This window comes from Carboxylicivirga sp., from assembly GCF_982718395.1.
Genome location: NZ_CEXQWX010000146.1, coordinates 1 through 14,955, shown reverse-complemented (window position 1 = coordinate 14,955; position 14,955 = coordinate 1). Strand labels below are relative to the sequence as shown.

Genomic DNA, 14,955 nt, shown 5'->3' with positions numbered 1-14,955 from the left:
CGGCATCTGTATAAAATGGATACAAACGCGTCCAGTTAAAAGTAGCTCTGTACCAATCACCAACATTAAAATCTTCAGCTCCGTCATAAGGCCAATACCAACGGTCATAATTACGCTGATTACCACTGATATTAAAGTTAACCTTAAAATGATCGGTAATATGTGCTGTAATATTAGATCGGAAATTATAACGATCGTAATTGGTGTTGTGGTAGGAGCCCTCTTCGGAGTGGTAACCTAATGACAGATAGTATTGAATCTTCTCCGATCCTCCATCAACACTGATGTTATGCTGTTGAATGGATGGATTTTGCCAGATCAGATCATTGATATCATAGCTTTTGTCTTTAAAATAATCAAAAATCTCCGGGCCATATGGCATCTCTTGCCCTCTGGTTTCCATCATCCGGTTAACGTATTCTAACTCTTGTGTAGCGGTGTAACTTTGAACCGGTTGGGTAGTTCGGGATGTTGAGAAGGAAGATTTTACATTAAACTGAGGTTTTTGTTTTGATCCTTTTCGGGTAGAAATGATAACAACTCCGTTACCTGCTTTAGCACCATAAACAGCAGCACTTGCCGCATCTTTAAGGAAGTTAATGTTTTCAACTTCATTAGGGTCTAACGCATCGAATTGAGATTTGCTGGATACAATTCCGTCAATTATATACAGAGGTTCATTGATTCCTCCTCGAATACGGATACTGGCGCTTGCACCTGCCAAACCGGATGTATTAACAACCTGAACACCTGGAGCCCGGCCTGCCATTCCATTAGACAGGTTAGCCATTGGTATATTATCCAACTCTTTGGCTTTAACAGAACTGACAGAACCAGTCAGGTTAACTTTCTTTTGTTCGCCGTAACCAACCACAACAACTTCATCTAAGCCTGTTGATTCTTCAACTAAGGTAACATCGAATTGTGTTCGTCCGGCAACATTTATATTTTGCTCCTCAAAGCCTATAAATGAAAATACAATAACGGCATCCCGATTAGATACTTCAATATTAAACGAACCATCAATACCCGTAATTACTCCGTTACTTACATTTGATTCCTCAAATACATTAACACCGGGAAGGGGTTCTCCCTTGTGATCGGTGACAGTTCCTTTGACTTCGAAGCTCTCTTGTTGAATGGCCTTTTTTGAATTAACCCATCCTTTCTCTGTAAGAATAATACTTTGGTTAATAATACGATATTCAACAGATTGATCCTTTAAGACCTCATTTAATACGTTTTCCAGAGGTTCTTCTTCGACATTAATGCTCACTTTGTCGTGAAGGTTAATTCTATCCTGATGATAGAAAAATTCATATCCAGCTACACTTTCGATAGCTTCCAGTGCTTTTTCGAGGCTGACATCTTTTAATTTAAGGCTTAACCTGTTTTTTTGAGAGTATGCCGAAGAAAAAGCATTTAATGAAAATATTACAAGTAATGTAAATGTCAATTTCATGACCAATAATGTTTTGTGCAGGACATACCGGTCCAATAGTTTATTTTTCATATTTTTGGATTGAAATAATTATTAGCCTGTAAGGCTGATTCGATTAATTCTAAAACATGCTGACACATGTTTGATCCTGAGGGAATGTTGGCGCATTCCCTTTTTAGATGATTTTAAAATTTATGTCATAGGCACTGCTGTTTAGGTGGTTATTTAGAAAAAATGGTAATCTCCTTATTGTTTATTTTATAATCCAATTTAAATGGTGATGACATAATCAATCGTTGTAAAACACTCTCAATTGATTCGTTTCTTGAAAATTGTCCGGTGTAAACTTCCTGTACAATATGTGGTTCGTTTATAGTGATTTTAACACCGTACATGCGCTCTACCTGCTTAATGATAATTTTCAGACTTTCGTCTTTAAACTTGTATTTATCACTAAGCCAGTTTAACTGTTGTTCAATGGATTGGTTTTTAAGCAGGTTTATATCTCCATTGCGTGAAACATTGATTAATTCGTTTGGCTGCAACATGTATTCGGTTCCATTGGATAATTTTACTCCCACACTTCCTTTTATTAATGCGGTTTTCGTGTAGTCATCCTCCTTGTATCCGTGAATATTAAATTCGGTTCCGTACACTTTTACTGAAATGTTGTTAACATCCACAATAAAAGGCTGGTCGTCATTATGTGCTACCTGAAAATAACCTTCTCCATTCAAAGCAACTCGTCTCTCTTTTCTTCCCTGAAACATCTGACAAACCAGTTCAGAACCGCCATTTAGTTGTACTATGGTCCCATCCGATAATGTAACAGAACCTTTTTGTCCAACAGGAATATTAGTTGTAAAGGTTTGTAATTCCTCTTTAGAGCCTCCAAATTGATAATACGCCACTGTTATTAAAATGGAAATTAGAATTACTGCTGCGTATTGTGACGCAATTTTCAAATAATGTAATGATCTATTGGCAGGGGTGCTGTTATTTTGTTCGTCAATCCATGAACTATACCTTTTCCAGGCCTTATCAATTTCAAACATTTTTCGTTCTTCGGTTGCATTTAAGGCAAACCAAATATTTTGCAATTCGTCAAATACAATTTGATTTTTGGGATCTTCACGAAGCCATGAATTTAATTTTTTCTTATCAGGTTCGTCATCTTCACCAGTTAAATACCGGATGATTTCTTTTATAAAGTCTTTGTCTGTGGTCATCTTTTTGCTGCCTTTATTCTGATGACACAAGATTTTATATTTACCCCTACAAAGTTTTTAACTTTTTTTTACAAACATCGGTAAAGCTTTAAACTATAAACAGATGAAGATAATCAGAAAGTTCTTTTCGCAGCTTTTTTAAGGCACGTGACATTTGGGTTTCAACCGTTTTAACCGATATATCGAGTTCATCACTAATCTCTCTGTATTTCATCTTCTGAAAACGACTCATTTGAAAGATTAACCGGCATTGATCGGGAAGTAAGTTAATAGCTTCTTCAATTTTGAGTTGAACATCCTCACCCAAAAGAGAACTAAAATCATTTTGTTTTACGCCAAGTATCGCCGAAGTTTCATCCTTTGCCATTATTTCTTCAATAGACACTTTGTCCTGGCGGTTCCGAAGAGAATTGAGTGATAAATTACGTACTGAAGTAAAAAGGTAAGCTCTTAAAGAAATAGTTACATTTAATTGAATCCGTTTTTTATAGAGTCGTTCAAAAAAATCAGCGACAACGTCTTCAGCAACCGTCTTATCTTTTACGTACCTATAACTATACAAGCATAAAGAATCGTAATAACTTTTAAAGATGTACTCAAAAGCAGCCTTATTTCCGCTTTTAAGTTGAGATATTACAAACGATTCTTCTTTTTTCATAGGCCCATATAATGTAATCAATTCTAAAACCAGTTTCTGATACTAATATAGCTTTAACCTTTCATCAATGGTCATTAGTCGGACATTAACCTGAATCTTCAATATCTGACTATTGGTATCAAATTAATTTCCATCTGTAATCATTAACATCAAGGCAAAATCAATAGAATGTTACATCAATTTTAAAGCAAAGATAAAGGACATCCTGTATTTTTTAGTATACTTCCACTAAAGATGTGTGTTTGTAAGTGTCATGAAATCAGTGCGGTGAATGAATGAGTGCTTAAAATGATTTTCTGAATACACAAATTTCAGCTCCATTCTTCACATTTAGGATGAAAACTAAAAAAGTCCAAAGAATGAAGCAAACTATTTTCATACTTCTCATTTTTGTTTATTCCTCATGTAACGTTAGTGATACATATACAGAACCAATTTTAGAATCTTCCCGTCAATTAATAGAGAGAGTTATCCCTGAACATTCAAACCAAATTAAGTTGGAATTAATTGAGGCCGAAAATGGGAAAGATGTATTTGAAATATCAAGTAAGAACAATAAAGTTTTATTAAAAGGTAACTGCCAGGTGGCCATTGCATCAGCATTAAACTGGTACCTTAAATATACTTGTAATGCGCATATGTCCTGGTGTGGTGATCAATTAGACTTAGCTGATAAACTGCCTTTGCCGGAAGCTACAGTTCGTAAAGTAATTGATCCCAAATACCGGGTATATTTTAATTACTGTACGCTCAACTATACTGCATCGTGGTGGGATTGGGAACGGTGGCAACGCGAAATTGACTTTATGGCAATGAATGGGATAAATATGCCATTGTCGGTGATTGGACTGGAAGGTGTTTGGTACAATACTTTATTAAAGTTTGGCTATAGTGATGAAGAGGCACGTTCTTATCTGGTTGGACCAGCATACTTTGCCTGGCAATGGATGACCAATATCCAAAGCCATGGCGGACCACTTCCCAAAAACTGGATTGATACTCATGTTGAGCTTGGGCAGAAAATTATTAACCACCAGTTAGAACTCGGTATGCAACCCATTCAGCAAGGCTTTACCGGATGTGTACCACGATCATTTATGCAGAAGTTTCCTGAGGCAAAAATTCTGCAAGAAGCAGAGTGGTGTGGCTTTGAAGGAACTGCTCAACTAGATCCGCTTGATCCTTTATTTAAACAATTTGGAAAAGCATTTTTAGACGAGGAACGAAAGTTATTTGGGGCTCATGGAGTTTATGCTGCCGATCCATTCCATGAGGGGCATCCGCCGCAAGAGACGGAAAGCTATTTAAAAAAGGTGGGAGAAAACATTTATGATCTCATGACAGAATTAGATACTTCTGCCATTTGGGCGATGCAGGCCTGGTCTATTCGTGAGGATATTGCCAAGGCAGCACCAAAGAGTAAACTGCTGGTACTCGATTTAAATGGTCATACCTGGAGGGGGAAGGAGAATTTCTGGGGATATGATTTTGTGGTAGGTAACCTGCACAATTTTGGTGGACGAATTAATATGCATGGCGATTTGAAATTATTGGCTTCGAATCAATATCAGAGAGCAAAGCAAAAAGCACCGAATGTACTTGGAAGTGGTTTGTTTATGGAATCAATTGTGCAAAATCCCGTATACTATGATTTGGCTTTTGAAATGGCTTGCCATGACGGTAAAGTTGATATTAATGAATGGTTAAATAAGTATGCAGAGAGGCGTTATGGCCAGGTGTCGGCATCGGCACAACAAGCCTGGCAACTGTTGTTGGATGGGCCTTATAAACCAGGCACAAATGGAGTAGAGAAAAGTTCTATAATCTGTGCGCGTCCGGCAGTTGATGTGAAAAAATCAGGGCCTAACGCCGGGTTTCATATTCCTTACCCGCCACAATCGCTAATTAGAGCTCTCGGATTATTATTACAAGATCAGGAAAAACTGTCGGGAGCTGACGGCTACCGATATGATATAGTGGATTTGCAGCGTCAGATGTTAACAAACTTGGGACAAGTGATTCATCGTAAGGCCGCAGAAGCTTTTAAGGCACGAGACCGACAAGCCTTTAAATTGCACTCGCAGCGTTTTCTGACTCTGCTAAAGGATGCAGATAAAGTACTTTCAACACGCTCTGAATACCGATTTGATCATTGGGTGAAAGCAGCGCGCAAATGGGGTATCACGCAAGAAGAAAAAGATTTGTACGATTATAATGCTTCTTTACTGGTAACACAATGGGGTGCTGATAAGATATTCGACTACTCATGGCGAGAGTGGAGCGGTTTAATAAGTGGATATTATTATCCACGTTGGGAAATGTTTTATGCCATGTTGGATCAACATCTGGAAAATGGAACCGATTACATTGAAAAGGGATTGCCACAAGTGCATGGTCGAGAAGCCTTGAGAGCCAATGATTTTTATAACCAGTTAGCTGATTGGGAAACATCCTGGATTGAAACACCAAAACAATTTAAAGAATTGCCGGTTGGGGATGAGCTTAATATTGTTCTTGAGACCTTTAAGAAGTATTCAACATTAGCGGATGAATATTACAAATGACATTTTGTTTGATGTTAAAATCATGTAAATTGTTAGACGCGGAAAATTTATGACTTCAAATAATTAAAAGATATGAGACTAACTACATTTATTTTGATCTTACTTCTAGCTTTACCATTGTCAGGTATGGCACAGAACAAAGAATGGAACGAAACAGAACAACAAAAAGAGGATCGCCTGGCCTGGTGGACCAGTGATCGGTTTGGGATGTTTGTACACTGGGGGCTATATGCTTTGCCGGCCCGGCATGAATGGGTTCAGATGCGCGAACGTCTGACGACAGAGCAATACCGTAAATATTTCGAACGCTTTAAACCTGATTTATATAATCCAAAAGAGTGGGCACGCAAAGCAAAAGAGGCGGGCATGAAGTATGTTGTTCTGACGACAAAACACCACGAAGGTTTTTGTCTTTTTGATTCAAAATATACCGATTATAAATCCACAAATACACCCATCGCTAAGGATTTGGTGAAGGAATATGTTGAAGCACTTCGTTCAGAAGGTTTAAAGGTGGGGTTTTATTATTCTCTAATTGACTGGCATCATCCGCATTATACAGTCGATCGGATTCATCCCTTACGCCCGAATGACAGCAAAGATTACAAAAGGCTGAACAAAGACCGGGATATGAATATTTATCGAGAGTACCTTCATAATCAAATAAGAGAGCTGCTCAGCAATTATGGTACAATAGACCTGCTATGGCTCGATTATTCATTTCCGGGTAAGTTTGGTAAAGACCGTAACGACTGGGATTCAGAGAATTTGATTGACATGGTTCGTTCTTTGCAGCCAGGTATAATTGTAAACGATCGCCTCGACCTGAAAGATATGAGCAAAGGGTGGGATTTTACAACACCTGAACAATTTAAGGTAGCCCAATGGCCGACTTATGAAGGCAAGCGAATCCCATGGGAAACCTGTCAGACCTTCAGTGGTTCATGGGGATATTACCGCGATGAGCACACCTGGAAAGATACAAAGCAACTATTGGTATTGTTAATAGAATCGGTGAGTAAAGGTGGTAACCTGCTGTTGAATGTTGGACCGACCGGACGTGGAAATTTTGATGAAAGGGCAGATAAGGCCTTGGCTGCAATGGGTGACTGGATGAAATACAATAGCCGAGCGATTTATGGATGCACGCAGGCACCTGATGAATATACGGTTCCGGATCATTCATTACTGACCTACAACCCGGAAACAAATCGCTTGTATATCCATTTACTGGATTATCCACTACAAAACTTCCGCTTAAATGGCATGAAGGGTAAGGTGAAGTATGCGCAATTTTTACACGATGCTTCTGAGATCAAAATATCAGCTCCATATGGTCATTGGATGAAAGAGAAACTAGGGGAGAATGATCTTAATTTAAGTTTACCGGTTACCAAGCCAAATGTTGAAATACCGGTGATTGAGATCTTCCTGGAATAGTGATGCAATCAAGAATTTAGAGCTAAAAAAATACGATAGACAATAATTGCAAAAACAATGGATTGTAGACTAAATACATTAAAGTAATACTTCTGCATACTGTTGTTCTATGTTTACTTGGTGCTTTAAGAGAGTGTCAGGTCAGCAAATCTATTGTCTGAAATCTAAGTAGGTAATCAGGCATGTTTAATGACGTAATTTTTACCTGGTTTCGGATCTGATTGAATGGTAGTTCCCTTGTTAGTGCTCGGTGCACTGTGCACAATGCACTGAGCACAATAAGCAGTTATTCTTTGAGTTGGCCCCATTATAATAGTTTCAAAACAAAATTATACATCAATAATTACAAACAAAATGAAGAAATTACAGTACACAACGCTTTTTCTTATAGCGTGCTTGTTAGCAGCATGTCAGGGAAAAAGTGAGTTCACAATAGAAAATAACTCGGTTTCGCGAACATTATCAATTACAGATGGGCACGTTAAAACCATTTCGATAAAAAATAAACTAGCCGGTAAAGAATTGGAGATCATCAACAGTGATGAGTTTCGCATTCGCATTTCGAAGGGAACACATATTGAAGGATCGGACATTGTTTTGACTAGCAGTGATTTTATGGTAAATAAGGTATTGAAGGATGATGCCGATGGTTTAACATTGCTTTTGGAGAATAATGAATATGACCTGCAATTGGAGTTAAATTATGAGACATGCAAAGGGCAGGCTTTTATGCGGAAGTATATAAAAGTATTATCCAACAGAGATTGGACACTGGAGCGAATTGATGTTGATTGTGTTGAAGTTAAGGATATTTATCAACCTTATCAGGAGAAGCAAATAATGGCGTGGGGACCGGCTCAATGGCGACCCGGCTTGGGGCAACCATTGTACACAAAAGAAACAGCGACCTTTTGGGGAGTTGAGTTTCCTGCTGCATATAACTATGTGGAGGATCAGGTGGCTTATTGTGGTTACTTGTGCGGAAAAGATGTTAAGAAGGGCACCAGTTATACCTCCTATAAATCGGTGCTTGGAGTTGGAGATGATGCTGCTTTTATTCAAGATGCCTTTTTTGCTTATATCGATGAGGTGCGGATTCGTCCATTGCGTCTACAAGTGCAGTATAACAGCTGGTTCGACTTTTGGAGCAAGGTAACGCGTGAGTCATTTGCCGGAAGTGTTAAAAAAGTAAGTCAGGAGTTAAATGGGGAGCGACAAGTTCCTCCTTTGAGTGCATACGTTATTGATGACGGATGGCAAAATTCACATATTGATTGGAGCGATAAAGTGTGGAAGGTGAATGAAGATCGTTTCGATAAAAATCTTGAAAGTAGTAAGCAAACTGTTAATGAGGCTAAGTCACAGCTGGGATTGTGGTTAAGTCCGGGATGTAATTTTGGCGCCCGGCCAGCTGTTCCTTTAATGCGCGAAAAAGGTATGGAAGCACTAGATCAGTACATGTCGCTGGCAGGTCCTAAATATATGCAGTTACTTGAAGATCGCATGTTGGAATTAACCGAGCAGGGTGTTAGCTATTTTAAGCTGGATGGCTTATTTGGGCATTTAAACAGGCGCGAATTTGATATTGAAGAAGGTGATTATATACCGCGTATGCCTCAGTTAGATACCAAAGGATTTAAGCCGGCAGACGAGCGATTAAATGATTCTAAATATGATGAGCTAAAAACCTATTACCTGGTTGCCGGTACTGAGCGGTTGATGGAAATTTTTAAGAAGCAGCACAAGATTAATCCGGATGTTTACATTGTTATTTCGAATGGTGCTTACCTGAGTCCATGGTGGCTGATGTATATCGATGCGGTTTGGATGATAAATGCCGGTGATGCAGCTGGCGGAAGTAACCGGACTGAAGAGTTGGTGTATCGTGACGGCGTTTATTACGATACCTGGGTGAAAGAAAAAACACAATTTCCAATCAATTCGGTTTTTAATCACGAGCCAAAGAAGACTAAAACAGGTGAGAGTCGTGAGAAATTCAGTGAGTATCTGTGGATGAACCTTTCTCGGGGAACGGGATTTGTTGAGTTATACATTGTGACTGAGAACCTCTCCGAAGCAGATTGGGATGTTTTGGCCGATGGCTTAAAATGGGTACACAAGGCCTTTCCATATTTTAAGTTTTCACGCATGCATGGAGGAAATCCAAAGAATCAGGAGGTATATGGCTACAATGGCTGGAATCAGGACGGGGGTTATATTTCATTCCATAACCCATCGGATCAAACTCAAAGCTATCGGGTGAAACTGGATCGACGATTAGGATTAAATGAAATAAATGCTGAGTTTGTAATAGCATCCCCATTACAAAATGCCAATGACATGGAAGGAAAAACTGTCAAACACAACGGTGAGTTGGAAATCAGTCTGGCACCGGGAGAAGTAAAGGTACTTGACTTTGTAAAGAAGTAGTATAAATCAAGACTTAAATAAACTGCAGATAACGGATGTGTCGAACTTACAGTCCTTAATCGAACAGATCATTCTTGGCCATAGCCCTCTCGGGCTATGCTAATATGGCTTGCCCTTACAGGGCAATGTTTGATAATGTTTTGTTAATGGCCTGTAAGGTCAGAACATAATAGCGCAGGGTGAAAACCCTGCGTTCGATAAACATGAAAATTAAGCGCTGAAGGTGCGACACATTAAACAGCACAGCTCCGTGATAGGAATAAATTATGGGAGATTATAATAGTTCAAGGGGTTAAGATAATTCCCAATGTGTTATTTGTTACGCATTGGGAATTTCTTTATAAATCACTGGCTATCTACTATTCTCTGCCAAAAAAATAAGTGTATTGCAACAAATATCAGGCATTGTTAATTCATTTGTCGTGCTACAATCAGAATCAAGGCAACTACTTTTATGATTCAACTTAAACAAGTCGAATCATGGATAAATCTCGAAAGAATCAAAGACGTGAATTTTTAAAGAACAGTGCTCTTGCTTTAGGGGCAATAACAATTCTACCACGTCACGTAATAGGAGCAACCAGAAGTTCTGTCGCTCCCAGTGATAAAGTTAACCTTGCATGTGTAGGTATTGGTCACCGTGGCGCCGGTGTGGTAAATGCTTTGCACGCCACCGGTTTGGCTAATATTGTAGCATTGTGCGATGTGGATATGGGCGCTAAGCATACTTTAGAAATCATGAATAAATTTCCTAACGCACGTCGTTTCCAGGACTTCCGTGAGATGTTCGACAAGATGGGCAAGGAGATTGATGCTGTCAGCGTTTCTACACCTGACTTCTCACACTTTCCGATTACCATGTTATCAATGTCGCTGGGTAAGCATGTTTACGTTGAAAAGCCATTGGCTCGCACCTTCAATGAAAATGAATTAATGATGTTGGCAGCTCGTAAATATAAGGTTGCTACACAGATGGGTAATCAGGGACACTCAGAAGCCAACTATTTCCAGTTTAAAACATGGGTTGATGCCGGCATTATTAAAGATGTTACGGCCATTACGGCTCATATGAACGGAAAAAGGCGTTGGCATGGCTGGGACACGAGTATGACAAGTTTCCCAAAAGGACAGCCGATTCCTGAAACGCTGGATTGGGACACCTGGTTAGGTACGGCGCAACATCATGATTACCATAAGGACTTTCACCATGGACAGTGGCGTTGCTGGTATGACTTCGGTATGGGAGCTTTAGGTGACTGGGGTGCTCACATTATGGATACAGCACACGAATTCTTGAATCTGGGCTTACCTTATGAAGTCGATCCGCTTAAAATCGAAGGGCATAATTCACTATTCTTCCCGCAAGCGTCTACGTTGGCTTTCCGTTTCCCAAAACGTAAAGGCATGCCAGCCTGTGATATTACCTGGTACGATGGTGTAAATAATGTTCCATCAGTGCCAGAGGGCTATGGCGTTTCGGAACTGGACCCTAACATTCCTCCAGTTGGGAATGGTAAAATACAGCCAGCTAAGCTAAATCCTGGAAAGATTATATATGGCAAGGACTTGATGTTTAAAGGAGGTTCGCATGGTAGTACTCTTAAGATAATTCCTGAAGAAGCAGCTAAAGATATGGCTGGTAAGCTACCGGAAGTGCCGGAAAGTACATCCAATCATTTTGCAAACTTCCTGAAAGGATGTAAAGGAGAAGAAAAATGTCGTTCAAACTTTGATGTTGCAGCTCCTTTAAGTCAGGTATTTAATTTGGGTGTAATTGCTCAGCAATTGAATACTAAAATTAAATTCAATGCTAAGCGGAACGAGATTACGAATAATAAACTGGCCAATCAGTTATTAGTTGGAGCTCCACCACGAAAAGGTTGGGAAGAGTTCTATAAATTATAGCAAGAATTGGTTAAGCATCGATCCTGTTCTAATCGTTTAAATAACATATGCAGGTTGTTGGTATCAAATGGCCTCAGCTGATGAACTAAAAACAATTTCAGTCATCAAGCGCAGTTTTTTGAGCGAAGTGCTAAATATATTAATAAAGGATTAGGGCAGTATTGTTCAAATTTTAGGAACGGTTCAAAGGGTAGTGTTACTTTTTGAACCGTTCATCCTTTTATTCCCTTTATTTTTCATCCTTTTTACAAAGTACAAAAACATCCCCTTGTAACATGCATTAAATCAGCAGTGTGAATAATAGAGTGCATTTTCTGAAATATTGGAAACATCCATTTGAGGCATCTTTTTAATATTTGATGTAACTAAAATTCACAAGCATGAGAAAGAACTTCCCGCCTTTAATAATTGCTCTATTATTTTTCGTAGGATGTAAGGCGTCCGATGAAATTAACCTGACCACTCTATTAAATGAAATGGTCGATCGTGATCAGATTACTTATTTCCCTGAAACCAATTACCAATGTTTACAAGCCAGTAGTTATAATCGGGAATCTATTTCACCGGATCAGCCTGGATGGTTTGCCGACAGCGATGGCATTGGTTATATCAGGATTGAAGAGAATAACGGTCAAAAAGAATGGGTTATAATGGAAGATGATGGTCCGGGCGTTATTACCAAGATTTGGGCTGTTTGCTTTTATTATGGGTTGAATGATACCACTGGTGCCAATATTAAGATATACCTGGACGGCGCCCAAGAGCCGGTTATTAATACTAACTTCTTTGCTTTGGTAAAAGGGCAGGACTTTGTTAAGCCACCTTTTGCGGATGAGTCAACGCGAGCCGGTAATTTGTATTTCCCAATTCCCTATGGCAAGAGTTGTAAAATAACGATGGATAAAAAGGCCTTTTACAACATCATCAATTATCGAAGTTATCCGGAAGGAACCAAGGTTCGAACTTTTACAATGGAAGAGTTTAATTCTATTAAGAAGGTTCGTAAAAATATTGCTCAACAGTTACTGTCAGGTACCAGTAAAAAGGGGAATGAGCAAGAAGAGGTGGCTGAACTTACAAAAGATGAAGAGCTAAGTGTTGATTTGCCTCATGGAGCTAATGCAGTCAGACATCTGGAAGTAAAGATAGAAGAAGCTTCTGATTTGCCGCAAGCTTTGCGCTCCATAGTTCTTAGTGGAACGTTTGATGGCATTGAAACTGTTTGGACACCCCTTGGCGATTTCTTTAACAATGTGGGCAAAATACAGCCCTTTAAAATGTGGGAACGTGAAGTTCAAGAAGATGGAACATTTGTATGTAGCTGGGTAATGCCATACGAAAACACAGGCGTTGTCAAATTAAAAAACCTACACAATGATACTTACAAGGTACGATTGAAAGTGAGCACTTCAGACTATAAGTGGAATGCCAACAGTATGCATTTCTATGCTTCCTGGCGAATGGACGAACCAACACCAACTTTCCCTTTGTTCGATTGGAATTTTCTGGAAGCTAAGGGTCGTGGTGTTGTTGTGGGTGATCAATGGACGGTTTTAAATCCGCGCGAAGGCTGGTGGGGTGAAGGTGATGAAAAAATCTATATTGATGATGATTTTGACAGGAATTTCCCATCTCATTTCGGTACCGGAACCGAAGACTATTATGGCTGGGCCGGTGGTGTGGTGCCAACACCTGCCGATCAATTCTCAAAACCCTTTTTAGGAAATGTGATCGTTGCTAATCCACGCTCTATGGGTTACAATGTATGTTCGCGTACCCGTGTTCTCGATGCGATTCCTTTTAATGAACGTATCCGTTTTGATGTGGAATCTTCTTGTGGTACGCGTCAAAGATGGCATTACCTGCAATATTCACAAACCACATTTTGGTACGGAGCACCGGGTGTTAGTCATAATCGTCAAGCACTGCCCGATATGGCGGCCGGCCAATTACCAACCTTAAGAGGTTTACAAGCTAAAGTAGAGGTGGCCAAAAAGGAGCAGTACATTGTTGATGGTGCTTTGGAAGCCGAAATATTAGCAATTACAGGTAAGAGTGAAGGCGTCAAGGAAAACAATGCAAATATACCGGTTTGGGGTGAAATCAGTAGCGGGCAGTTAAAGAATATCTGGTTCGAAAATAAAGGGGACTTTGCCACCTTGAAAATTACAGAACAATTTGAAGCTTCTGATATAAAGGTATGTGCTGCTGTGGGGCAGATTTGTGGCGCTTTTGATATTTATGTCAACGGCGAAAGACGGGCTTCACAGGACTTATATTCCAATCATGGAGGGATGACCACCCCTTACATCGACCTTGGAAAATGCCAGCCCAAAGACAATGCCTTTGTCATTAAGTTTGTTTTTAAAGGTGCTAATGCAAAAGCACGTTCTAAGCAAAAGAAATATGCCTTAGGTATTGATTTCTTTTTGATTGAGAATAACTTTTTGAATCGGGAATAATCCAAAATAACGAAAGAATTAACAATGAAGACGAATAAATTTATTGTGTCAGTATGCTGCACAGTAATGTTGCTGGCATGCAATATAGGGCCTGAAAACCTTCTTGAAAATGGTAATTTCAAGTTAACACTTGATGAAACAGGGCAATTAAGCGATTTACTGGATAAAGAATCCGGGAAAAACCTGTTAATGAATGGAAACCCAACTTCCTTTCTGACCGTGGAAAGTGAAGGAGAAAAGTATGCGATTTCTAACTGGAAACGTTCGGGTGACGTATTAAATTTTAGTTTTGATGGGATAGGAGCTGAGGTCAAAGTAAAAGTTGCTAATAAAAAAGAATACCTGACTTTTGAAATTATCGATGTAGCCAGTGACGAAAGAATAGACAAAGTAATTTGGGGGCCTTATCAGGTGCTTCCGTCTGAGAAAATTGGTCAGTCAATTGGTATTGCCTATGATGATGAGATGGCTGTTGGTTTTATGGGACTCAATTTAAAAAGTCGGGGTGGTTTTGAAACAATAAAGGTGGAACCATTTGGTAATACAGCTCAAAAGATTGATGGTGGAGCTAGTTTAACCGGTTTTGTGCGTGATCGATCAGAATATCGGGTTGTTGATAATTGGGAGCAAAAGTTTGGGCAGGCAGTGCCGGTTAATGATAGTGATGCCGAAATTACAGGCGCTAAATTTGCTATGTATTGCATTCCTTCAACCAAATTGACTAAGGTAATTGAGACGATTGTACTGGAAGAAGGTCTGCCTCATATAAAGAACGGTGATACCTGGAACAAAATTTCCAATTACTCTACTTCTTCGAAATTCATTA

9 protein-coding genes are annotated in these 14,955 nt (G+C 39.3%); 6 read left to right on the top strand and 3 right to left on the bottom strand.

Annotated features, from left to right (window positions below):
* From AC4MRQ_RS20200 to AC4MRQ_RS20190, 3 genes are all read right to left on the bottom strand, one after another.
* A partial coding sequence (locus tag AC4MRQ_RS20200; RefSeq protein ID WP_491199527.1) for a SusC/RagA family TonB-linked outer membrane protein occupies window positions 1-1,462 on the bottom strand: 1,462 nt, incomplete at its 3' end.
* A 200-nt stretch (window positions 1,463-1,662) separates the two neighbouring features.
* A complete protein-coding gene (locus AC4MRQ_RS20195) occupies window positions 1,663-2,670 on the bottom strand; it encodes a FecR family protein (RefSeq protein WP_491199526.1) in 1,008 nt (335 codons plus the stop codon).
* Window positions 2,671-2,758: 88 nt separating this feature from the next.
* A complete protein-coding gene (locus AC4MRQ_RS20190; protein WP_491199525.1) occupies window positions 2,759-3,328 on the bottom strand; it encodes an RNA polymerase sigma-70 factor in 570 nt (189 codons plus the stop codon).
* A gap of 359 nt (window positions 3,329-3,687) precedes the next feature.
* Between AC4MRQ_RS20190 and AC4MRQ_RS20185 the strand changes: the two genes are divergently transcribed.
* From AC4MRQ_RS20185 to AC4MRQ_RS20160, 6 genes are all read left to right on the top strand, one after another.
* On the top strand, window positions 3,688-5,892 hold the full coding sequence (locus AC4MRQ_RS20185) for an alpha-N-acetylglucosaminidase (RefSeq protein ID WP_491199524.1): 2,205 nt from the start codon (window positions 3,688-3,690) through the stop codon (window positions 5,890-5,892).
* Window positions 5,893-5,964: 72 nt separating this feature from the next.
* Complete coding sequence (locus AC4MRQ_RS20180) at window positions 5,965-7,332, top strand: alpha-L-fucosidase (RefSeq protein WP_491199523.1); 1,368 nt, start codon at window positions 5,965-5,967, stop codon at window positions 7,330-7,332.
* Window positions 7,333-7,686: 354 nt separating this feature from the next.
* Window positions 7,687-9,762, top strand: a complete 2,076-nt coding sequence (locus AC4MRQ_RS20175) for an alpha-galactosidase (RefSeq protein WP_491199522.1) — start codon at window positions 7,687-7,689, stop codon at window positions 9,760-9,762.
* A 480-nt stretch (window positions 9,763-10,242) separates the two neighbouring features.
* Entirely contained in the window at window positions 10,243-11,667 is a 1,425-nt protein-coding gene (locus AC4MRQ_RS20170; protein ID WP_491199521.1) for a Gfo/Idh/MocA family oxidoreductase, read from the top strand.
* A 380-nt stretch (window positions 11,668-12,047) separates the two neighbouring features.
* A complete protein-coding gene (locus AC4MRQ_RS20165) occupies window positions 12,048-14,129 on the top strand; it encodes a glycoside hydrolase family 172 protein (protein WP_491199520.1) in 2,082 nt (693 codons plus the stop codon).
* 24 nt (window positions 14,130-14,153) lie between these two features.
* A partial coding sequence (locus tag AC4MRQ_RS20160; RefSeq protein WP_491199519.1) for a hypothetical protein occupies window positions 14,154-14,955 on the top strand: 802 nt, incomplete at its 3' end.